Here is a 21,705-nt window from a genome sequence, read left to right as displayed (position 1 = left end):
ATAATGAACTTCATATAAAGCTAGGTTTAGCGCTTAACCTCCATAAGAAATACCATTTCTCAATGCAGGACCCGCCTTTCCCTTTTTCTGATGAACGACAGATCATAGCCACAGTATACCCGACGGCCTCATGGGACGCCACAAGTTTTTTGGTTGCGTTTACATTCCGGTCGGACAGGAAAGATCGTCCATCGAGGCATGGTTGGTTGATGAAACCACCTGCCGAAAAACCATCCGTTCCCTGCTTCCCGATTCAACGTTTCGTCTAGTTCAGCCGCAGAAGGGGATGTCCGCAAAACCTTCAAACAACGGTTTAGTTTCCGACAACAACTGCCGATATAGATAGTAGGTGGAAATTTCCACGATTTAACTGGGGAATCCCCCCATTTTAATTCAAGCCATTTGCATTGGAAAGGAACGATGAACCATGAATACGCTAGAATCTTTGGTGAATGCCATGCCTTTTGTGCAGCAAATGTTTCGCGACGACGTATCGATATCCATTAATGACCATGAGAAAGTGCTCTATTTCTCCGAAGCCAAAAGCCTGGAGATCGGTGTAAAAGTCGGGGACGAGCTTCATGACGATTACAAAAACTTCAAGATGCTTGCCAACAAAGACTCTCGTACCATTGTTCGCATGCCTGGCGACCTGCAGGGAAGACCCTTCGACTCCATTCTGATTCCGATCAAGGAAAACGACGAGGTTGTCGGCATTCTGGGCGTGAACTATTCTCTGGACAATCATCTTACCTTGGAAAACCTGATCAACGAGAACGAATCCACGATCAACGCGCTGCTCGGCGGCATTCAGCAGGTTGCTGCGCATTCCGAGGAGCTGTCTGCCACATCGGAGGAGATTTTGCGCAACTCGAAACAGGCGGTGGAAAACTCGGTAAGCGTGACCAAAGTCACTTCGGTGATTCGCGAAGTATCGGAACAAACGAACCTGCTGGGACTTAACGCCATGATTGAGGCGGCACGGGTAGGCGATTTGGGAAGCGGGTTCGGCGTGGTGGCCAGCGAAGTTCGCAAGCTGTCGGATCACACGAAGCAAGCTGCTGCAGACATTGAATCCTCTTTGGGCAACGTTCGCGAGTCCATGAAACATATGGAGCAGGAGATCAGCCAGATTACGACTGCCACGGTGGATCAAGCCCAATTGGTCGCGGAGTTCATGGTAAGCATCGAACAGCTCAGCCAGACGAGCGCCGATCTGAAAAAATTCGTGCACCAGATGCTGGCCTTGGAATAGAAAGAACGCTAAGTCACCCTTAAGATCGATACATAGACAGGACATAATGATGCAAAAGGCCGCCCTGCCGTAGATTTCGAAGAAAACTACGACGGGCGGCCTTTGTTGGGCCTATCCACACGAACCTTTGAGCGATTCTAAATCTCCACCGCCACGCCATAATGATCCGATACAACCGGACCGTTCGTTCCGTTCAGCACAACCGTTGAAGATTGGGCCTGAACCGGATGCGCGGACCAAATGTAATCAATGCGCAGAGGACGGCTGTTGTCCGACCAACCGGCAATGGCTTTGACTACTGTTGCTCCCTCATCTTTGCTGAGGGCTGTCGCGTACAGGTCATTCCAGCCCTTTTCCACCATGTAATCGTAACCCTGGCCACGAACCTCCGCCACATTGTTGAAATCGCCCATAATGTATAACGGCTGTTCTTTGTAAGGGGCCAGCTTTTCCTCGGTGAGATCCCACTGCTCTTTAAACGGCTCCAGCTCGTCGTTCCACCAATTGAAGTGACCGTTCACAAACCAGGTTGCCTGTCCTTCAACGACCGTTTGCACCCCAACGATTTTGCGAGTCCGGTAATTGTAGTAATCCTGAAGATGCGAAGCATACTCTCCAAACGCCGCCTTGATCGGCGTCCGGCTCAAAATGGCCAGTCCTTCATCAAATTTGCCGAAGCTGGCATGGGTCGGAATCCATGTCCAATAGTAGGGCGTATCCAGCTGCCCAAGCAGGACGTGGGCGTAATTATCCTTTTTAATGACCGTACCGGGTTCGGCAACAACATAGCGGTCCAGCTCCTCTGCTGATAGCGGCTGCTCCTGCGCGGTTTGGTTAACCTCCTGCAAGGCGACGATATCGAACCGGTTTTCGTTAATGAACCGGGCCAGTCCGCCGATTTTGTTCATCTGGTCTTCTTCTACCCATGCGTGGGCGTTTAACGTTAACAGTTTCATAAGCTCGCTCCCGTAGTTATATTCTGGCTGCATGTCGTCGGCGCTGCATCGAAACGGAAACTATTCGCAGAATTCATGCACGAGGCAGTCCATAACTGATATGATGGTTATAGAGCATGACGTAGCCAGGAGATGGAATGATGAACATATCGAATGACATGAACATGACTGACGCGCAGTGGCAGCAGCTGATCGCCCAGGTGGCCGACCAGTATGACAGCCTGACCCTCATGCGCGGCTTCCAATATTATAAACAAAAACGCGTCGCTGCGTTGCATTATAGCGAACAAGGCAACGTCTCGGCCACCGTTCAAGGTTCGGACGAACACGAAGAAGCCACGCTGAACCCCTACGCGTTATCGGAAAGTCAATGTACCTGTCCGGCAGCTTCGGGCTGCAGGCACATCGCTGCAATCATGATGAGTTGGGCCGAACAGCTTGGCCGCCCCGTTCAGGCCATAGCCAATGCGCATACAAGCACGGTTTTGAAACGCAATCCCTCCAAACCGGTTGGCAAGGCAAGCAGCGGAAGAGCCGGACACACGGTGATTCCCCGGACGGAGACGCCTCCCGATTACGGCTATATGAAACTGAAGGAAGAAGCCGCATCGCTGGCGGAGCTGCACATCGATACATGGCATGACCTGTTCGCCAAATGTTTGGTCCGGCTTGGCACGGGAACGCCCAGCATATCCTACGTGCAGGAAGCCCAAGACGAGCTCTACGCGATCAAGCCCAAGTTATCCCCCGGAATGGACCAGTTGTTCGCACTGCACGCACACTTGCATCTGCTGCGTTTTTGCGTGCCGGAACGCGGTTCAATTCCAAGTATGCCCATCTATTTGAATGTTGCCGCACAAATGGCTGCCGATGCCCTGCTGCAGAACGCGGAAAACGAGTTGAACCGACCGCTTGAGCTGTCCAATCAAAGCGAAGCGGAGCGGGAACGAATCTGGGGCCGGGTGGAAGAGACGGTTCAATACCTGCGCAGCCAGATGTTGTCCGAAACGCAAACCCTATTGTTTTTCACGCCGATCTATCGGCAGCTCTGGTTGAACTGGATCGTTCCCCTGTCGGACAAGCGGGTATCCATGCTTGAATCCGAACTACGTACCCTCGTGGCCGTAGAACAGGAAAATCAACGTGCCTCAACGCCGGCAGGCGGAGCTCGGCCCGGAGGTGCAAACGGTTCGGGGTCTGAACAACGTGCCAAGACAGGCGCTGCAGGATCCCTCCCTCTTGCTCTGGCGCAGGGATGGATCCTGTTTCACCTGGAACGGGATGAACGGGCTTGGCAGCTGCTGGGTCGCGGACACTCCGCATTCGGTATGCCGCCGGAGCATTTGATGCATTTTCTGCATGTACTCGCAAATGATTCCCGCTGGGAACGTCTAGCCGCATGGCTCGGCGAGCTTGGGCCGCTTCTGGTCGGCCGCCGCAACGATTCGCTGCAGGCATACATGCAGCTATGGGACGACACGCTTCGACATCTGCCGGAAGAGGAAAACCGGATGTGGGATACCTTGGTCGGTATGCTTCCCCATTCCCGTCCGGCCTATGAAGAAGCGATGCATCAGCGTGGGCAATGGCGCAGATGGATCGACTTTCAATTAAGCACAGGCGCTGAGCCGCTCGATTTCCGGGTCGCTATGCTGGAACCGATCGAGAAGGAGGCGCCGGAGCTGCTGCTGCCCTTCTACCACCAGGCTGCCGAGCGCCATATCGAGCAGCGCAACCGGGACGGATACAAAGCAGCGGTCAAACTGCTCAAGCGGCTGGCCAAATTGTATAAAAAATTGAAGCAGGAAGAACGCTGGGAAGCGTTCATTACTTCACTCGCTGTTCGCAACAGCCGGCTGCGGGCCTTGCAGGAAGAGCTTCGGAAAGGGAAATTGATCTCATGAGCGCCATTCATCCATATACCGAAACCATCGTTGTCCATGTTGCTCTGACAGGTTACGGGGACGCCCTGTTCTACGGGGCGTCGAACACCTACCAATTCGTGCCCGGACAAACGCTCAAACAGCGTTTATTTGCCTGGCACGCCCCTTCGTTCTACGGTACCGAACTCGAAACCCGGCAGATCGAAGAGATTGAGCTGGTCGTGCTTCCCGCCGAAGAAGTCATTCCGTTCTTTGCCGACATGCACACCCTGCTGCACATCGAATGGCAGTGGGACGAACAGGCCGCTCACCTCATCAGGCTGGCCCCGGTTCTGGCAGCAACCATCGAAGACCGCAAATTCGTGCCCAGCTTCGACGCTTTTCGCTCGGGGCGGCTGCAATGGTCTTGGGATGGTGCCAGCCTCAAAGCGCAGGATCGCTCCGCTCTCGCCAAAGCGCTGGAGGAAACGGACGAAAGCTTCGGCGAAGGCCTTGCCGCCGCATATTCCGCCTCCGTTTTCCAGCACTGCTACGGCACGGAGGAAACCGCGACCGACCTGCGGCGCGAATTTCCGCAGCTCTTCCCTCAAGGCGGCGCCTTGCCGAAGGTTGCGCCCGGCCTGGATGCACAGGCATGGCTTGTCTCCATCGGCTGGAAAGCGGACGCGGCACCGTTCCGTCCGCTGCTGCAATTGCTGGAGCCGGATGACGACTCCCCCGCCTGGCGGCTGCGGCTCGTATTGCAGGACAAGCTGGACGCCTCCGTGCTGCTGCCGATCAGGCTGGACTCGCAAGGCCGCGCCGAAGGAGAATGGCCGCAGCTATGGGAGGCCTTCATCCTGGATCGTTCCGCCGGTTGGCTGGATCAGCTGCGCGGCCAATTAACGCGCGTCCACCGCTCGGAACGTGGCAGCCGCGACGTGTTGAGCGAACCGCTGAGCGACCAGGAGGCTTGGCAGTTCCTGACGGTGGAGAGCGGCCGATTGCTCGAAGCGGGCTGGCAAGTGCTGCTGCCGGGGTGGTGGGAAGCCGCCCGCAAGAAAAAGCCGCGTCTTCGCGCCAAAGTCAAGGAAGAAGAAGGCAAAGAACGCGGTCAGTCTTTTTTTGGACTGGACTCCATCATTCATTTCGACTGGCGCATTGCGATCGGCGATACGGACCTGAGCGAAGAGGAATTCGCCGATCTGGTCGCGCGCAACGAGCGGCTTGTCCGCTTCCGCGGTGAATGGGTACCGCTCGATCCCGCCCTCCTGGAACAGATCCGGCGGGCGATGGAAGGCGTGGACCGAAAGCAGGGATTGTCGTTCCAGGACATCCTGCATCTGCATCTGCTGCATAACGAGCAGCGCGAATATCGCAAGCTCAAGCAGCGTGAAGGACAGCAGGAAGAAGAACCTGAAGAATCGCCGGATCGCGTCCATCTGGAAGTGGAACTGAACGAACACTTGAACCGCATCATTGCCCAGCTTGGCGGCGGTCAGGGTGGCGCTCCTTCGCTGCCGGTGCCGGCCGGATTGCACGCCGAGCTTCGTTCCTACCAGAAGGAAGGCTTCTCTTGGCTGGGCTTCCTGCGCCGATTCGGGCTTGGGACCTGTCTCGCCGACGACATGGGGCTTGGGAAGACGATTCAGTTCATTACGTACCTTCTGCATCTGAAGGAAAACGAACCACGTTCCGCAGGACAGGCGCCTGCCCTGCTCGTCTGTCCCACCTCCGTGCTGGGCAACTGGCAGAAGGAGATCAGCCGTTTTGCCCCGTCCGTGAACGTCCTGCTTCATTATGGGGCGCGCAGAAGCAGCGGAGACGAATTCCGGGCCCAGACGGAGCAAGTGGATATCGTCATCACGTCCTATGCCACCGCAACGCTGGATCAGGAAATGCTGCAGTCTTATACCTGGGCTTCCATTTGCCTGGACGAAGCGCAGAATATCAAAAACGCGCAGACGAAACAGTCTCTCGCCGTACGCAGCTTTCCCGCCAAACATCGCATTGCGCTGACAGGTACGCCGATCGAGAACAGGCTCGCCGAGCTGTGGTCGATCTACGATTTCATCAACCCCGGGTATTTGGGCAGCGCCAGAGCGTTCCAGAACCGCTTTATCAGCGCGATCGAGAAGGATAAAGACGAGGACCGCATGCAGGACCTGCAGCAGCTGGTGAAACCGTTCATGCTTCGCCGCAAAAAAAAGGACCCGAACATCCAGCTCGATCTGCCTGACAAAAACGAAATGAAAACCTATATCCATCTTACCGGCGAACAAAGCGCCCTCTATGACCAATCCGTCAAGGAATTGATGGACAAAATGAAAGAGCTGGAGGGCATCAAGCGCAAAGGCGCGATCCTGTCCGCCCTGACCCAGCTCAAGCAGCTCTGCGACCATCCGCTGCTGGTTACGAAAGAACCGCCTCCCGAGGCGCTGTCCGCAGGCGAAGCCGACTCGGAGTACGACACGTACAGCCCGCAGGACATGGCTATGCTGATCAGCCGCTCGGCCAAGCTGGAACGGCTGATGGAGCTTGTGCGGGAGCTGCGGGAGGAAGGTGAGCGCTGCCTGATTTTCACGCAATATATCGGCATGGGCGAAATGCTCCAGAGGGTGTTGCGGCAAGAACTGCAGGAACCCGTGCTCTACCTGCACGGCGGCACGTCCAAAAAAGCGCGCGATCGCATGATCGAACAATTCCAATCCCGGACGCTGCCGGCGGACCAGCAGCCTTCCGTTTTCATCCTGTCGATCAAGGCAGGCGGAGTCGGCCTTAACCTGACGGCGGCCAACCATGTGTTCCATTTCGACCGCTGGTGGAACCCGGCCGTCGAGAACCAGGCCACCGACCGCGCCTATCGCATGGGCCAGACCAAGGACGTTCAGGTACACAAGTTCATCTCGCTTGGCACGCTCGAGGAGCGCATCGACGAAATGCTGGAAAGCAAACAGCAGCTTAGCGACAACATCATTACAAGCTCCGAAAACTGGATTACCGAGCTGTCGACCGATGAATTGCAGGACTTGTTCACCCGTCGGCGGGATTGGTCTTGACCTAAAAAAGAGCGAAGGCTGGAGTCAAAACTCCGCCTTCGCTCTTTGCTTACCCGCTCTTCCCTGTCTTATCGCATGTTGCCGATAATGGACGATCTGGAATCCTGCATTTTTTTGATGAAATTGGTCATGACGTCAAATGCCTCGTTGCGCTTGTTGCTCAACGACTGCAGGCGAAGCATGTCCATTTGCTGCGAGCTGCCCAGTGCATCGATCTGGCTCTTGATCGCTTGGACCGCAGCTTGGTCCCCGCGCAGTTGAGCTTGCTGCAATTGTTCATTCAATTGCGCAATCTGCTGGTTGCGCTGCTGCACCGCGTCCAATTGCGATTTAAGCTGTTGTTCCAACAATGCGGCACGCTGGGTTTGGACCATCATCAGCGCCGTCTCCAAATCCATGCTTTGCAAATCGATGCCAGTCACGGATGGGATGGACGATCCCACATATGTACTGCTTTGCGCCGACACGGCAGAACCGATGGATACGGCTGCTACCGTGGCGATCACGGTGGACGTAATGAACTTGCCCGTTTTTTTCACCGAAAACACCTCCCCCAATTTCGAAAGACGACTATACAAAAAGAGACATCTTTCGACGCCATTATATCAAAGGTCCTACAACCTTCAACCCATAATCGCAAAAATGAGACACATTTGATACTCCAGGCTCTAAATGCGGCAGTTTGCCCCCACTCACCCTGTCCAACCAAACCAAAAGCGGACCGTTCCTCTCCCACATCTGGGCAAGGCAATGGACCGCAATGGATGCTCATGTTTATTGGGTTAATGTGCCGTTTCCGTCGATGCTCCCTTTCCGGCCAGCCGTTTCACGATATAAGGTACGGTGATGGATGTCAGGATAACCGCAAAAGCGATCTGCGCAATAGCCGATTCAACATACGGAGCATAAGCCGGATTAAATCCGGCGGCCATGGCAGGCACCACCATGGACAATCCGGCGACCGAGCAGGTGGCTGCTGCCGCATACCCCGGGCGCTTTAACAAAGCACGGTCAATCATGATCAGCGGCAGTAAACAAAGGATGAATAACAGCAGCGTTACCAGCAGCCCGGACAGACTCGAACGGAAAGCAACGCCCAGGTCGATGTTTGACCCGAAGCTTGTCCCCAAGAACGGCAGCAAAATGACCGTTCCCGGAGCAAACATCTTCTGGATATTGCCATCAAGATTGCCCAGCAGGATGCCGATCAGGAAAGGAACCAGCGTGGCCAGCACGCTCAAGTAATCGATCCCCACGCCGCTGGCCGAATTCAGGATCATGACCGGAATAACCGGAACGGCGATCAGGTTCAAAATGCCGAATGCTGCCTGGTCCACATCGTCTCCATAGGAATTCATCAAGGCCAGGTAAAGGCCCGGATTGCAGCTGGTCAACACGGCGATGAACGCAACGGCGGAAATGCCGGCAAAGCCCTCCACGCCGAACCATTGCACGAATGTCCAGCCGAACAGCCAGGCGATCAGCACTCTGGCCAGACAGTGCACCCCTGCCCGCTTCAGCGTGACAGGGAGCTTCCGCAAGTTCAATTGCGTGCCCGATACGAGCAGAATCATGCCGATGAGCACCATCGTTCCTTTCGAGGTGAATAGCGCCGTTGTCGGGTCACCCATCTGAAAGAACTGCGGAAACACCGTGTTGACGACGGCTGCCAGCATCATGGGCACGATGAGCAGGCCGCCGGGAATTTTTTTAACCGATCCCAGAATGTTCATTGCGTCTATAGCTCGGCTCCGTTCGTCCGGATCACGTTCTGATACCAATAGAAGGAGTCTTTGCGGGTTCTCTTCATCGTACCGTTGCCGTAGTCATCCTGATCGACATAGATGAAACCGTAACGTTTGCTCATCTCCGACGTCGAAGAACTGATCATGTCAATCGGTCCCCACATCGTATACCCGATCACTTCCACGCCGTCCTGAATGGCCAGGCCCATCTGTTCGATATGTTTGCTTAAGAAATCGATGCGGTAAGGGTCGTTTACCGTGCCGTCTTCATTCACTTTGTCGTAGAAACCGGAGCTGTTCTCCAAAATGAATACCGGTTTGTGGTAGCGATCATATACCAGGTTCAACGTATAACGGAGACCCACAGGGTCGATTTGCCAGCCCCACTCGTTTTCGGGCAAATGCGGGTTTTTGTACACGCTGTGCACGTTGCCTGCCGTCAATTCCAACTGTTCCGTGTCGCTGCTGGAAATCATGGAGTTGTAGTAGGACATGCCCACGAAGTCGGCCGTATACGCGCGGATGCTATCCAGATCGCCATCCTCCATCTGCAGCTCGATTCCTTTTTCCTTGAAGTACGTCTTGGCGAAATACGGGTATTCGCCCAGGTTCAGCACGTCAAGGAAGAACTGGTTTTTCATTTGGTCATCCTTTTGCATCTGGAGCGCGTCCTCCGGTTTGCACGTGTAAGGGTAGGTCGTGAAATAAGCCACCATACTGCCGATTTTGTTATTCGGGTCGATCTCGTGTGCCCGTTTGGTTGCTCTGGACGCCGCCACGAACTGATGGTGCAGCCCTTGGAACAGCATTTCCTCGTAATTCGGTTTGTCGTATTCGATAATGCCGAGCGTTTTGGCGCCGGCCTTCACGCTCATGTTGATTTCGTTGAACGTTACCCAGTATTTCACTTTCCCCTTGTAACGATTGAACAACACTTCGCAGTAGTTGAGGTACAAGTCCACCAGCTTGCGGTTATACCAGCCGCCGAATTTGTCGATCAGCACGATCGGCATGTCGAAATGGCTGATCGTAATCAGCGGTTCCATGCCATGTTTCAGGCACTCGTCGATGACTTGATCATAGAATTGCAAAGCCTTTTCGTTTGGTGCTGCATCATCTCCGCCAGGGAATACACGCGCCCATGCAATGGAATAACGGAACACTTTGAAGCCCATTTCGGCAAAAAGGGCAATATCCTCGCGGAATGTATGATAAAAGTCGATGCCGCGGCGTTTCGGATATTTAACGGTATCCGGGTCGTTTTTGGCCTCTTCGATCATCTCGCGGTTAATTTTCATCTGTTTGGTAACTTTGCGGTCATTGTTGGCATTGAACTTCATCACTTCGGGAATGGTCAGGCTTTTGCCATCCACGTTGTAAGCTCCCTCTGCCTGACATGCCGAAAGTGCGCCTCCCCATAAAAATCCTTCCGGGAATAAAGATTGTGTCATGTTGTTTTCCTCCTTGAGTGTGATAAAAGGGGCAAAAAGGAGCCGCGCTCCCATTGGCCCAACGCATCCGCCACGATTGTGGTTGGATTACGATTACGGAATCAATTTGAGCAGCGCTTCGCTTTCCTTGATCGAACCGCTGTCCGACGCCGTGAGCACGTCGCCGAATTGCTGCATGTTGGTCACGACGATGGACGTAATCGTATTGTATCCATCGGCTTTGATGCCTTCCGGATCGAATTCCACCAGCAGGTCGCCCGCCTGCATGGATTGCCCTTGCTCCACATGGGATGTGAAATGTTTGCCTTTCAGGCTCACCGTATCCACGCCGATATGAATCAAAATTTCTACGCCGTTCGCTGCTTTGAGCCCGATGGCATGTTTGGTTCTGTACAACGCTTCAACAACCCCGTCAAACGGAGCATATACTTTGCCTTCGGTCGGCACGATGGCGATGCCTTTGCCCATTAACTCCTGTGCAAATGCCTGGTCCTCGACCTCGGACAACGGCTTGACCTCGCCCGTCATCGGGCTCACGATCAGCATGTCGGATGCAGCCGAAGCTGCGGAGACGGAAGAATCCGCAAGCGATTCGTTCGCCACCGCGCTCGTTGTCGCGGAAGCTGCATTTTTTTCTTTGCGTGCAGCGGTCTTCCCGTCTGCATCTTCCTTGATGCCTGCCAGCAGCGTAAACACGAAACCAAGAACAACGGCCGCAATGGAGCCGATGACGACATAAACGTAACTGTCGGCCGTGTACGTCCCCAATGCCAGCACACCTGGCAGGGCAATCGCGTTAGCACTGGCATGCACAATACTGTAGAAACCGCTCACGATTCCCGCTGCAGCGCAACCTGCGAAGAACGGTCGTTTATAACGGAGATTGACCCCGTAGATCGCCGGTTCGGTAATGCCGAACAAGGCGGTAAACCCGGCAGAGCCCGATGCTGATTTCATCGTTTTGTTTTTCGTAAGCACAAACACGGCGAATGCGGCACCCGCTTGGGCAAGATTCCCTGCGAGCGCTGCCGGCAGCAAAACGGTAGAACCCAGACTTGCCACCTGTTGAATTTGAATCGGCATGATCGCATAGTGCATGCCGAACATAACCATGATTGGTTTAAAGAACCCGAGAATCGCACCTGCCAGCACGCCAGCCGTTGCGTACAGATAGTTGATGCCATCCGTCAACCAGGTACCGATATAAGAACCGATCGGCCCAAGCACGATCAATTCGAGCGGGATCATGATGAACAACACAATCATCGGCGTCAGCAGGACTCGCAAAAACTTGGGAATGACTTTGTCGACAACCGGGTACACGTAACTCATGATCCATACGCCTAGAATAATGGGAATGACAGACGAAGAATACTTCATGAGCAGGATCGGCATACCGAGAAAATCAATGGTTTTCACACCGGTATCGGCAATTTTGGCCGCCGCATCAAGAATGACCGGGTGCATCAGGCCTGCGGCAAGCGCCACGGCCAGATACGGATTGGTTTTGAATTTGTGGGCCGCACTTACGGCCAGGAAGAACGGCAGGAAATAGAAGATCAGGTCGCCGATCATGTTGATGATCGACAGGAAGCCGGAGCCCTCAAACCATCCAAGGGCCGCCATAACGGTAGCCACGCACTTGATCATACCGCAGCCGATCAAGGCCGGAAGCACGGGCGTAAAGATACCCGCGATCGTTTCAAGCACCGCATTGATCGGATTTTGTTTCTTTTTCGGTGCCGCTTCCCCTTCTTCCGTTTGCAGATTGCCGGAGGTAAGATTGCGAATCTCGCCGTAAACGGCGTCAACCTTGTTCCCCACGACCACTTGAACCTGCCCTCCGGCATTTTGCGCTTTCAGTACGCCTTCGAGGCTGTCCAGCGCCTTCAGGTCTGCCTTTCCGTCTTCTTTCAATACAAATCTGAGCCGCGTGGCGCAATGCGTCAAAGAGGAAATGTTACGCTCGCCGCCGACGAGTTCCAGCACGTTTTGGGCCAATTCCTTGTTGTTCATGACCATTCTCCTTAACAAAGTAGTAGAAGATTTCAAAAAAAATGACCAAGCCAGGGAATCGTCATTCCCCTATGCTTGGTCATGCCTGATCGAATCAGTAACAGTCCATATGGTTACATTCAGTTGTCGAATGGATTGGGCTGGTCATTGGAGATCAGCCTTTGGATATGAAGAATGAGATACAATTTCTCGTCATTGGTACAGGTCCAGCCGTAATTGTTGTGCAGAAACGCCGCAATCTTCTCCACGCACTGCAGTTCACGCGGAAATTTCTCCTTCACCATCTCGTACAAGGATTCATTCTCATCTTTCAGCGACTTGCCGCTCATCTGCCGCATGATGAAGTAGCGAATATGGGTGGCAAAACGCATGAAATGAATGGACTCCTCCTGAAAGTCGATTTTCAGTGCGTATTTGATGATGGACAAAATCTCGCCGGTCACGGTCATGATTTTGGTCGTATCGCTCATTTCGCCCGAACCTACCTGGGCATTCACGAAATGCAAAGCGATCAAGGTGGTTTCGGCTGCCGGGAGCTTGACCCCCGATTTTTCTTCAATCAATCGGACTGCTGCTTCTCCTACACGGGTCTCATCCGGGTACAGGGTGCGCACTTCCCATTCCAGCGGATTTTTGATGGAGACGCCTTCACGGGTACGAACCAGGGCGAAACTGATATGGTCGGACAGGGTGAGCAGCAGATTGGGATTGAACGTTTTGCCCAAAATGTCGCTGCCCAGCTTAATGACTTCCTCCGCGAGGTAAATATCCTCGATCGGAATGCTGTTCAACAAGTCGTACATGCGGATGTTTTTGGGAGCTACGAAAATTTTTTCTACCATATCTGTTTCGGTCAACTCATATGGCGTCTTCAGAAAACCTACTCCCTTGCCAACCACAAACACTTCTTCGTTTTTGTCATTAATGGCAATCGCCACGTTGTTGTTCACTTTCTTGATCACCTTCATGCACGCTCACCCCCCTGCAAAAAATAAAAAATGACCGAAAGCGATTACAGGTTATGCAATCGAATTCGGTCATGCCTGGTTCGCCCAGTAACAGTCCGTGTTAGGAATATAACTTTATTATAGTTCGCAGCGCGGAATTGTCAACCATCCATTATCAGGAATATGGTGCCCCGGCACTAGTCGGTTTACTCTCGGGCGAGCAATTCCCCAAATCTGGCGCCCTCCGCTCAGATGAAAAATGCGCTGCACTGTGATACAATAAAAGAATTGTGCATTCACTGAGAGGCTATGAATCAGTCGGCCTTCAATTCCATATACAAAACGACAAAGCAGCCACTTTTAGGAGGTTAATGGAACGACCATGCTTATTATAGGTATCGCCGGAGGGACCGGTTCCGGCAAAACGACGGTGGCCCGCTCCGTCATTCAACGTCTGGGGTCAGGCAAAGTGACGTTTATCTCCCAGGACAATTATTACAAAGACCAGTCCCACCTCACGCCCGAGCAGCGCAGATTGACCAATTACGATCATCCCTTCGCTTTTGACAATGATCTGTTGATCGAACATCTTACCCTTTTGAAAAACGGACAGACGGCTTACGCGCCGGTGTACGACTTCACCTTGGACAATCGCTCCGCCGATGAAACGGTAGAGCTGGAGCCCAACCACATCGTCATCGTGGAAGGTCTGCATGTGTTGATCGACGAGCAGCTTCGCAGCCTGATGGATATCAAAGTATTCGTCGATACCGATTCCGATGTGCGGATTTTGCGCAGAGTGCTCCGAGACATCGAGGAACGCGGGCGCACGATCCAATCGGTGTACAAACAGTACCTCGAAACGGTCAAACCGATGCATGACGCATTTATCGAGCCATCCAAAAAGTATGCGGACATCATCATTCCCGAAGGCGGGCACAACGAAGTCGGCATTCAGATGCTGTCCATTCTCACCGAGAAATACCTGAACGGCGAAAATTGGAATATGGCATAAGGATTGGCCGGATCGAATGGATCCATCCAACTATACTTGTCCAAAGATTTACCGGGTACGCACTTTGCGTATCCGTTTTTTTGTGTATACCTCTCCTTCACGCTGCTCTAGCGGTGTCTTTCCTTACCTCCATGCCACTCTCCAATTTGTGTTTCCATCAGGGTTTCGCCCCTGAATTAGCGTCCATATTTCATGTACACCAAAATAATTGTGACCGTGTCATGCCTCACGCAGGTCTAACTAATGTATCAAAATTAAAAAAATATATATAAATCGCAAAAAAACATACACACGTTAACGGAGAGGCAGAACCAATCTGAAGAAGCGGAGCGGTCTAAGAGCTTTCTGAAAGAAAGCTGCTTCGAAAGCATAGGCTGTTCACCGGATTTTCCCTTGAAAAAGGGGAGTCAAAAAATCCGGGGATAACAGCGATCGGAAGATGGTACTGCACTCGCAGTGGCCTTGTGTGATGGATTAGTGCGGTTTATATAGCACGCTCATTCAGAAAGGAGTGATCGCTGTGGATTGGGCCCAACTTGTTCCACAAGCCATCCAAGGAAATCGAGAGGCGTTCGTCAGCCTTATCAGACATATGGAACATTCATTGTACAACACCGCCAAAAGCATGCTTCGCCAAGAAGAGGATGTCGCCGACGCGGTCCAGGAAACGATACTGAAGGCTTACAAGGCCATGCATACGCTTCGGGAGCCGAAATATTTCAAAACATGGATCTTCCGCATCCTCATCAACGAATGCAACACCCTATTGTCCCGTCGATCACGATCCATATCGTATGCAGAAGTTCCCGAGAATCCCGATCACGGTCATGATTACGATCATGTGGATTTGAGAGAAGCCGTTGACCGGCTCGATGAACAAAAGCGGATCGTCGTTGTGCTTCATTACTTTGAAGACCTTACCACCAAGCAGATCGCGGATACGCTGAACATTTCCGAAAGCGCGGTTAAAATGCGCCTGCAGCGTGCCAGAAATGAGTTGTACCGTAAATTCAAATTGTTTCGGGAGGGAAAATTAAATGTTGAAACCATCTAATATTGAACAATTACTACGTGAGACAGGCGAGAATAAACCGGAAATATCGGAGCTCGTCCGCAGCCGCATCGATGAGACCCTTGCTTCATTGCCGGCAGCGCATGCACATACTCAACCGGAGATTGAGACGCAGCCGCGTGCCCGGAAACGCTCCCGGCTGCGCCGCGCAGGGTTCATTGCCATGGCCAGCAGTTTAGCTGCCGTTACCGTATTTGCTTCAGGTTTTGTATCGCCGGCCATGGCCGACTCGATCAAAAAAATCCCTTTGGTCGGCAGCCTGTTCAGCACCATTCAGGCAGATATCGGACTGCAACAAGCTGGAAAAGACGGGCTGGTATCCCAAACAAACAGCACCGTTTCTTATCAGGATGTCAAGCTGGATGTCTTCGAAACGGTGTATGACGGAACGCGCGCAGCCTTTTTGGTACGGGTCAACGCTCCCAATCTCAAGGATGGGAAGTACGATACCGGCGAAGATATCATTCCTTTAAGCAGCGGAATCAGCAATGTCTTTTTTGAAGTCGATGGCTACCAACAAACAGGCGGTTTGTTCTACTCCTCTGCAGGAGAGACTGAGCCTGACGTACTCGTCTTCGAAAATGTGTTCGAAAAAGCAGGCCAGGGTGCCTCTCTGCCCGACCACTTTAACGCAGAAGTCTCGATTTCCTTGGAGGGTATCGACCATGAATTCAAACTGGACGTTCCTTTCACCAAGTCAACGGAAGACATTGTCGATTTCAAGCCGGATGCGGCCCACGCCTCCAACGATCAGTTTACCGCTTCCGTATCGAACATCCACATCACGCCGATTACGACCCGTATCTCCACGTCCATTCTGGTGAATGGCAAGAAGAGCTTGACTCTTAAGGAAGAGGAAAAACTCAGGAAGGTAGGCATTGCCCTATTTGACGATCAGGGGCGACAGCTTCCCGCCTTGAGCGGCGAAGGGTTGTATACCGATAACCGGCTGGACAGCGATCGCTTGTATGGCACAACTCCCGGGGGTACCCGTTACCTCGTCGTACGGCCGTTCATCATTGAAGATGACTTCAACGAAAAAGTGAAAGAACGCCAATTCATCGAGGGCATGGAGATGACCATCCAGCTCCCCACACCTGCGAGCCAGCACTAATTTGGCCTCAAAGCAGTCATCGCCTGCAGATTAACCTCCTGAAACAGATGAAACGGGTTATAACCGGCAAAACAAAAACCAAGACTCCCCGGGCAGAACATCACTCGGGAAGTCTTGGTTTTTTATATGACTTCTTTGTTTCCCCTTATTTCATTCCTGATTTTCCTGACGGACAAAACGGATGCCATCAGACTACGGGTATACGGATGCCGTGCAGCCGTGGTTAACTTAGCGCTCTCCAACACTTCCACGATCTCGCCCTTGTTCATTACCGCAACCCTGTCGCTTACTTTCTGCACTACGGCAAGGTCATGCGAAATGAACATGCAGGATACGCCGGTTTCCCGGCGGAGCTGGACGAGCAGGTCCAACATTTGCTGCTGGATCGGGGCGTCCAAAGCGGAAGTAGCTTCATCGAACAGAATGATGTCCGGCTGCACGCCGATCGCCCGGGCTATGACCGCCCGCTGCTGCTCGCCCCCGCTTAGCTCATGCGGATACTTATCCGCTGCTTCAGCGGGCAAACCGACGCGCTCAAGCAGGCGCAGCACGGCCGTTTCCGCCTCGGCACGGCGCATCATTTTGTAATTCAGGAGAGGCTCCCGCACGAATTTGCCGATGCTCGTCCGCGGATTGAAGATGGACGAAGGTTCCTGAAAGACCATCTGAACCTGTTTATACAGCTGTCGCAATGGTTCTCCTTTGAGCTGCGTTATATCCTTCCCCCGATAAAACATTTGTCCGGACGTCACTTTCTCCAAATGTGTGATACACCTGGCCAACGTGCTTTTTCCGCTGCCGCTTTCGCCTACGATCCCCAGACATTCGCCCGGATATAATTGCAGATTAACGTTGCATAGTGCCTGCACGGAACCATGTCCAGGCGCTGCGTAGCATTTGTTCAGTTCCGTAAGTTCCAAAATAGGCGCTTCATGACCACTCATCCTCTATGTTCCTCCAATTCGGGCACGGCGTTCAGCAGTTTGCGGGTGTACGGAGCCTGCGGCGACGTGATGATGTCGGCGGTCCGCCCGTATTCAACCATCTCTCCGCTCTGCATGACACCGATTCGGTCGGCCATGTGCGCTGCAACGGCAATGTTATGGGTAACCAGGATGACACCGGTTCCTCTATGGTCGCTGAGTTCGCGCAGCCGCTTCATCACCTCGGCTTGGGTCGATACGTCGAGCGCGCTGGTCGGTTCGTCCGCAAGCAGCAGCTCCGGCTCCATCGTCACGGCCATGGCAATGGCCACCCGTTGCTTCATGCCCCCGCTAAGTTGGTTTGGATAAGACTTCATGACGCGCTCAGGGTCAGCCAGTCCCATGCCGGACAACGTATCCACGGCCATACGCTGGGCCGATTTGCGCGTTACTTTTATATGCGTGCGGATCGCTTCCTCGTATTGGCTGCCAATTTTGCGGATCGGATTCAGGTGGGACCCGCTGTCCTGAAATACCATGGCGATCCTTTTGCCGCGAATCCTGCTCCAGTCTTTTGGGGCAAGGCCGATCACGGATTGGCCCTGAAACAAGATGTCGCCTCCCGCATATGTCCCTCTGCTGGGCAGCATGCCGAGCAGAGCCCGCAGCAGCGTCGATTTCCCGCTGCCGCTCTCGCCGACGATGCCCAGCACTTCGCCGGCATGCATTTCGAATGAAAGGTGCTTCAACGCAGCTTGTTCCTTCCCGTAAGCCACATGCAGATCATGTACCTGAAGCAACGGGGTCATTGCTGCTCCACCTTGATGTTGCGATCCAGCAAATAAAAGTCGATCGGATACATGGTTGCACCCTGAACGGTATTTTTGCTGACAATGTTGATCGGCGTATACGTAATGAACATATAAGCGGCATCGTCCAGAATGATTTGCTGCGCCTCTGCGGCCAGTTCATATCTTTTTTCGACGTCGAACTCGGAATGCAGGCGGTCGATGATTTCGTCCAGCTTCGGATTGCTGTATCCGCCAACGTTCCATTCCGCCCCCGTTTTGAAATAGAAATCGAGGATGTACTGGGGGTCGCCCGTAATGCCCGTATTAATGCTGGTCAGCGCCAGATCGTAGTTACCGCTCCTCTGATGGTCGGTCAAATCCTCGTAAGAGGCCAGCTCCAGGTTTACTCCGATCTCCTTGAGCTGGGACTGCATCGCAGCCGCAACGGTCGCATCCGACTCGTACGCAGAGTTGAGGATCATCTGAAGCTTCAGCTTCTGGCCGTCCTTCTCCCGAATGCCGTCGCCATCCGTGTCCTTGAATCCCGCTTCGTCCAGCAGCTGCTTGGCCTGTTCCGGTTCATAGTCGTACCCTTTGAGTTTGTCGTATCCGAACGGGAGCGCGGAAGTAAACGGTCCTTTTGCCGCCTGGCCGCCGATCAGCGTACCGGCATACATTTCGCGGTCGATGCCATACGAGATGGCACGGCGAACGTTGGCATTCTCAAGCAGCTTATGCGTTGTATTGAACCAGACAAACTGCGTGCGCAAGCTTGGAATTTCGTCGATGGCATACTGGCCCTTGTCCTCGAACAAAGAGAGGCTGCTGCGCCCAACGTTGCTCGCCACGTCGATTTCGCCCGACTGCAAGGCCAGTGCTCGCGTGCTGTCATCCTTAATGTATTTGAACGTGATCGTATCCGTTTCGGGAGCACCGTCCCAATACCCGTCATACTTTTTCACCTGAATTTCTTGATCCGGGGTATACGAGGTTACCATGAACGGACCCGTTGCAACCGGCTGGCTCTCGAATTTCGATGTATCTGCGCTGGTGTCCACGATGACAAACAGCGGTTCCGCAATGTTTCCGAGCAGGGAAGCGTAAGGTTCCGTCGTTTGGATCGTCAAATCTTGCCCTTCCGCCTTCATGGATTCGATCGGCAGTGTGGACAGCCCTCTTTCGTTCAGCTCCAAGGCACGCTCAATCGATTTTTTCACAGCATCTGCCGTGACTTTGTTGCCATTATGGAACGTAACGCCATCGCGAATCTGGAACTTCCATGTGGTGTCATCGACTTGTTCCCACGATTCGGCGATTTTGGGCACAAGCTGCATGTTCTCGTCAAACTGGACCAACGTCTCGCCGATCGCCGCACGTGTCAGCGTCCAGCCGTTCCATTCCACCGCCGGGTCCAGATTGGTGCCGAGCCAGAACAGAGCCACGTTCAAATGCGACGGCACAGCGGATGCACTCGTTGCCGAGCTTGTTTCTTTCCCACCGGTACCAGTCCTGCTGGATGAATTGGTACTTCCGCATGCCGTGAGGGCAAATACAATAAAAAATGACGCGAACGTAAGCAGTACTGCTTTTAAACGGGTTGTTTTCACTTCTATATCCTCCAGTCAAGCTGCGTTTTTTCGAGGGTCCAGCACATCCCTGAGGCTGTCGCCCAACAAATTAAAAATCATGACCGTACAAAATATCGCCAGGCCCGGATACAGCAATAGCCATGGGGCCGTCTGCAGGTATCTCCGGCCTTCGTTCAGCATGGCTCCCCACTCCGGTTCCGGCGGCTGCGCTCCAAGCCCCAGGAAGGACAAGCCGGATATGGAGAGCATCATGCCGCCCACATCCATCATGGCCATCACGATTAACGGTGACAGCATGTTCGGCAGAACGGTGCCCCAAACGATTCGGGTACGACGCGCCCCGCTGAAAGCGGCGGCGGCGACATATTCCTTTTGTCGCAGCGATATGACCAAACTTCTCGCCATGCGCGCATATTTGGCCCACCAGACCACCGACAGCGCGATGACCGTATGAAGCAGACCCGGACCCAACATGCCGACGACGGCGATGGCGAAAATGATTCCGGGAAAAGCCATCATCGTATCGGCCAGCCGCATCAACAGCGAATCCACGATGCCGCGCGCATAACCGGCAATGATGCCGATGCCTACGCCGATCCCGAACACGATGCCGATCATCATGAAGGTCAGCAGCAGCGACGTGCGTGCCCCATACAGGATACGGGACAGAATGCATCGTCCCAATTGGTCGGTCCCGAGCGGATACTCGGGGCTGGCGGGTTGCAGCACCATGCCAAAGTTGGTGGCCAGCGGATCATGCGGCGCAAACAGGGGGGCGATCATGGCGAGCACGATCCAACACGCCGTCAACGCGAGCACCACGGCGAACCAACGATGCTGCGACAACGTAAGCCGGAATGTCCTCATCATACATCCACATCCAATCGGATCCGCGGGTCTCGCAGATGGGTCCATACATCGACCAACAGATTCAACACGACATACATCGTAGCCATCCAGATCACATAACCCTGAATGAGCGGATAATCCCGTGAAAAGATCGCTTCCACCGCCATCTGGCCCACGCCCGGCCACACGAACAAGCTCTCTATGATTGCGGCCCCGCCGAGCAGAGCCCCGGTAGACATGCCCATTAGCGTGATGACTGGAAGCATCGCGTTCGGAAGAATATGCCGGATCATGATTGTTCCTTCCTTCATGCCTCTGGCTCTGGCTCCGTCTACGTAGTTCTGGGAATGTTCCTCCAGAATGACGGCGCGGATTTGCCTGCTGTACTGAGCGATCAAAGGCAGTGCCAGCGTTAATGCAGGCAATACGAGACTATGCAGACCCGAGCTGCCCGTGACGGGAAACAGCTTCAGATGCACGCCGAACCAGAGCATAAGCAGCATGCCCAGCCAGAAGCTTGGCATGGACAACCCTGCGAAGGAGAACAGGCGAATGATGAGATCCAGCACTTTATTTCTATGGATGGCCGACAGGATGCCGAGCGGAAACGAAACAACGACCACAAGAAGCATGGCACCGCCTGTCAAACGCAGCGTGGCCGGCAAACGTGACATCAGCACGTCGAACACGGGCCGTCCGTATTTGTACGACGTACCGAAATCTCCTGTCCCGACTTGTCCAAGCCATAGGCCGTACCTCACCCAAAAGGGCTTGTCCAGTCCCAATTCTGCCCGCACCTGCTCAACCAGCTCCTCGGATGGCGTCACGCCCGTAGCCATGAGCATCAGCCTGGCCGGGTCTCCCGGCGACAGGTAGGTCAGGAGAAAGGTCAGGAAGGTGATGCCGAACAGAACGGCTGCCAGCTGAAGTATTCTTTTACCGATGTATTTGCCCAAAAGCCAGCCGTCCTCTCTGCTTCGATTCACAGCAAACCCGATCTCTGCCATGCAAAAAAGGCATCCCTCTCCCGTATATTCCCGGATAAGGACGCCTCAAATAAA

The 21,705-nt window shown here is 53.6% G+C and carries 17 protein-coding genes; 6 read left to right on the top strand and 11 right to left on the bottom strand.

Annotated features, from left to right (window positions below; translation table 11 throughout):
• Positions 1–427 precede the first annotated feature (427 nt).
• Positions 428–1,255 (top strand): methyl-accepting chemotaxis protein, encoded by an 828-nt coding sequence (locus MKY59_RS01360; RefSeq protein ID WP_339275631.1) that lies wholly within the window; start codon positions 428–430, stop codon positions 1,253–1,255.
• Positions 1,256–1,392: 137 nt separating this feature from the next.
• Here MKY59_RS01360 and MKY59_RS01355 read toward each other — a convergent pair whose 3' ends face one another.
• Positions 1,393–2,211 (bottom strand): endonuclease/exonuclease/phosphatase family protein, encoded by an 819-nt coding sequence (locus MKY59_RS01355; RefSeq protein ID WP_339275630.1) that lies wholly within the window; start codon positions 2,209–2,211, stop codon positions 1,393–1,395.
• Between the two features lie 140 nt (positions 2,212–2,351).
• On the opposite strand from MKY59_RS01355, the gene MKY59_RS01350 reads away from it, so the two are divergent.
• Positions 2,352–4,115, top strand: a complete 1,764-nt coding sequence (locus tag MKY59_RS01350; protein ID WP_339275629.1) for a hypothetical protein — start codon at positions 2,352–2,354, stop codon at positions 4,113–4,115.
• 5 nt (positions 4,116–4,120) lie between these two features.
• Complete coding sequence (locus tag MKY59_RS01345) at positions 4,121–7,132, top strand: DEAD/DEAH box helicase (protein ID WP_339278300.1); 3,012 nt, start codon at positions 4,121–4,123, stop codon at positions 7,130–7,132.
• 68 nt (positions 7,133–7,200) lie between these two features.
• On the opposite strand, the gene MKY59_RS01340 is transcribed toward MKY59_RS01345, so the two are convergent.
• The 5 genes from MKY59_RS01340 to MKY59_RS01320 all read right to left on the bottom strand — a co-directional run bounded on the left by MKY59_RS01340 (position 7,201) and on the right by MKY59_RS01320 (position 13,312).
• The gene (locus MKY59_RS01340; protein WP_236420298.1) at positions 7,201–7,671 is read right to left on the bottom strand and encodes a hypothetical protein; all 471 of its coding nucleotides are present in this window, start codon (positions 7,669–7,671) and stop codon (positions 7,201–7,203) included.
• Positions 7,672–7,914: 243 nt separating this feature from the next.
• A complete protein-coding gene (locus MKY59_RS01335; RefSeq protein WP_339275627.1) occupies positions 7,915–8,865 on the bottom strand; it encodes a 2-keto-3-deoxygluconate permease in 951 nt (316 codons plus the stop codon).
• A gap of 5 nt (positions 8,866–8,870) precedes the next feature.
• Complete coding sequence (locus tag MKY59_RS01330; protein ID WP_339275625.1) at positions 8,871–10,328, bottom strand: family 1 glycosylhydrolase; 1,458 nt, start codon at positions 10,326–10,328, stop codon at positions 8,871–8,873.
• A 93-nt stretch (positions 10,329–10,421) separates the two neighbouring features.
• On the bottom strand, positions 10,422–12,344 hold the full coding sequence (locus MKY59_RS01325) for a beta-glucoside-specific PTS transporter subunit IIABC (protein WP_339275623.1): 1,923 nt from the start codon (positions 12,342–12,344) through the stop codon (positions 10,422–10,424).
• A 119-nt stretch (positions 12,345–12,463) separates the two neighbouring features.
• Entirely contained in the window at positions 12,464–13,312 is an 849-nt protein-coding gene (locus MKY59_RS01320; protein ID WP_339275621.1) for a PRD domain-containing protein, read from the bottom strand.
• A 361-nt stretch (positions 13,313–13,673) separates the two neighbouring features.
• Here MKY59_RS01320 and udk point away from each other — a divergent pair, with 361 nt between their 5' ends.
• The 3 genes from udk to MKY59_RS01305 all read left to right on the top strand — a co-directional run bounded on the left by udk (position 13,674) and on the right by MKY59_RS01305 (position 16,492).
• Entirely contained in the window at positions 13,674–14,306 is a 633-nt protein-coding gene (gene udk, locus MKY59_RS01315) for a uridine kinase (protein ID WP_236420303.1), read from the top strand.
• Positions 14,307–14,826: 520 nt separating this feature from the next.
• The gene (locus MKY59_RS01310) at positions 14,827–15,360 is read left to right on the top strand and encodes a sigma-70 family RNA polymerase sigma factor (RefSeq protein ID WP_236420304.1); all 534 of its coding nucleotides are present in this window, start codon (positions 14,827–14,829) and stop codon (positions 15,358–15,360) included.
• On the top strand, positions 15,344–16,492 hold the full coding sequence (locus MKY59_RS01305; RefSeq protein ID WP_339275619.1) for a DUF4179 domain-containing protein: 1,149 nt from the start codon (positions 15,344–15,346) through the stop codon (positions 16,490–16,492). The genes MKY59_RS01310 and MKY59_RS01305 overlap by 17 nt, the downstream gene beginning before the upstream one ends.
• A gap of 122 nt (positions 16,493–16,614) precedes the next feature.
• Here the strand turns inward: MKY59_RS01305 and MKY59_RS01300 are convergent, their stop codons facing one another.
• The 5 genes from MKY59_RS01300 to nikB are packed head-to-tail and all read right to left on the bottom strand — an operon-like array spanning position 16,615 to position 21,651.
• Positions 16,615–17,436, bottom strand: a complete 822-nt coding sequence (locus tag MKY59_RS01300; RefSeq protein WP_339275618.1) for a dipeptide/oligopeptide/nickel ABC transporter ATP-binding protein — start codon at positions 17,434–17,436, stop codon at positions 16,615–16,617.
• On the bottom strand, positions 17,433–18,224 hold the full coding sequence (locus MKY59_RS01295; protein WP_236420307.1) for an ABC transporter ATP-binding protein: 792 nt from the start codon (positions 18,222–18,224) through the stop codon (positions 17,433–17,435). The genes MKY59_RS01300 and MKY59_RS01295 overlap by 4 nt, the downstream gene beginning before the upstream one ends.
• Positions 18,221–19,813, bottom strand: a complete 1,593-nt coding sequence (locus tag MKY59_RS01290; RefSeq protein WP_339275616.1) for an ABC transporter substrate-binding protein — start codon at positions 19,811–19,813, stop codon at positions 18,221–18,223. The genes MKY59_RS01295 and MKY59_RS01290 overlap by 4 nt, the downstream gene beginning before the upstream one ends.
• A 15-nt stretch (positions 19,814–19,828) precedes the next feature.
• A complete protein-coding gene (gene nikC / locus MKY59_RS01285) occupies positions 19,829–20,665 on the bottom strand; it encodes a nickel transporter permease (protein ID WP_236420309.1) in 837 nt (278 codons plus the stop codon).
• Positions 20,662–21,651, bottom strand: coding sequence for a nickel ABC transporter permease (gene nikB, locus MKY59_RS01280; protein WP_339275613.1), 990 nt, complete (start codon positions 21,649–21,651; stop codon positions 20,662–20,664). Before nikB ends, nikC begins: the two co-directional genes overlap by 4 nt.
• Positions 21,652–21,705 lie beyond the last annotated feature (54 nt).

Origin of the sequence: Paenibacillus sp. FSL W8-0426, assembly GCF_037969725.1 — a bacterium.
GTDB classification, from domain to species: Bacteria; Bacillota; Bacilli; order Paenibacillales; family Paenibacillaceae; genus Paenibacillus; species Paenibacillus hubeiensis.
Note: the sequence above shows the minus strand (reverse complement) of the source record. Positions and strands in the feature narration are given on the sequence as shown.

Excerpts from the sequence above, each read along its gene's own strand:
- MKY59_RS01360 (WP_339275631.1), top strand. The coding sequence starts at position 428 with ATGAATACGCTAGAATCTTTGGTGAATGCCATGCCTTTTGTGCAGCAA.
- MKY59_RS01355 (WP_339275630.1), bottom strand. The coding sequence starts at position 2,211 with ATGAAACTGTTAACGTTAAACGCCCACGCATGGGTAGAAGAAGACCAG.
- MKY59_RS01350 (WP_339275629.1), top strand. The coding sequence starts at position 2,352 with ATGAACATATCGAATGACATGAACATGACTGACGCGCAGTGGCAGCAG.
- MKY59_RS01335 (WP_339275627.1), bottom strand. The coding sequence starts at position 8,865 with ATGAACATTCTGGGATCGGTTAAAAAAATTCCCGGCGGCCTGCTCATC.
- MKY59_RS01330 (WP_339275625.1), bottom strand. The coding sequence starts at position 10,328 with ATGACACAATCTTTATTCCCGGAAGGATTTTTATGGGGAGGCGCACTT.
- MKY59_RS01325 (WP_339275623.1), bottom strand. The coding sequence starts at position 12,344 with ATGAACAACAAGGAATTGGCCCAAAACGTGCTGGAACTCGTCGGCGGC.
- MKY59_RS01320 (WP_339275621.1), bottom strand. The coding sequence starts at position 13,312 with ATGAAGGTGATCAAGAAAGTGAACAACAACGTGGCGATTGCCATTAAT.
- udk (WP_236420303.1), top strand. The coding sequence starts at position 13,674 with ATGCTTATTATAGGTATCGCCGGAGGGACCGGTTCCGGCAAAACGACG.
- MKY59_RS01305 (WP_339275619.1), top strand. The coding sequence starts at position 15,344 with ATGTTGAAACCATCTAATATTGAACAATTACTACGTGAGACAGGCGAG.
- MKY59_RS01300 (WP_339275618.1), bottom strand. The coding sequence starts at position 17,436 with ATGAGTGGTCATGAAGCGCCTATTTTGGAACTTACGGAACTGAACAAA.
- MKY59_RS01295 (WP_236420307.1), bottom strand. The coding sequence starts at position 18,224 with ATGACCCCGTTGCTTCAGGTACATGATCTGCATGTGGCTTACGGGAAG.
- nikC (WP_236420309.1), bottom strand. The coding sequence starts at position 20,665 with ATGATGAGGACATTCCGGCTTACGTTGTCGCAGCATCGTTGGTTCGCC.
- nikB (WP_339275613.1), bottom strand. The coding sequence starts at position 21,651 with ATGGCAGAGATCGGGTTTGCTGTGAATCGAAGCAGAGAGGACGGCTGG.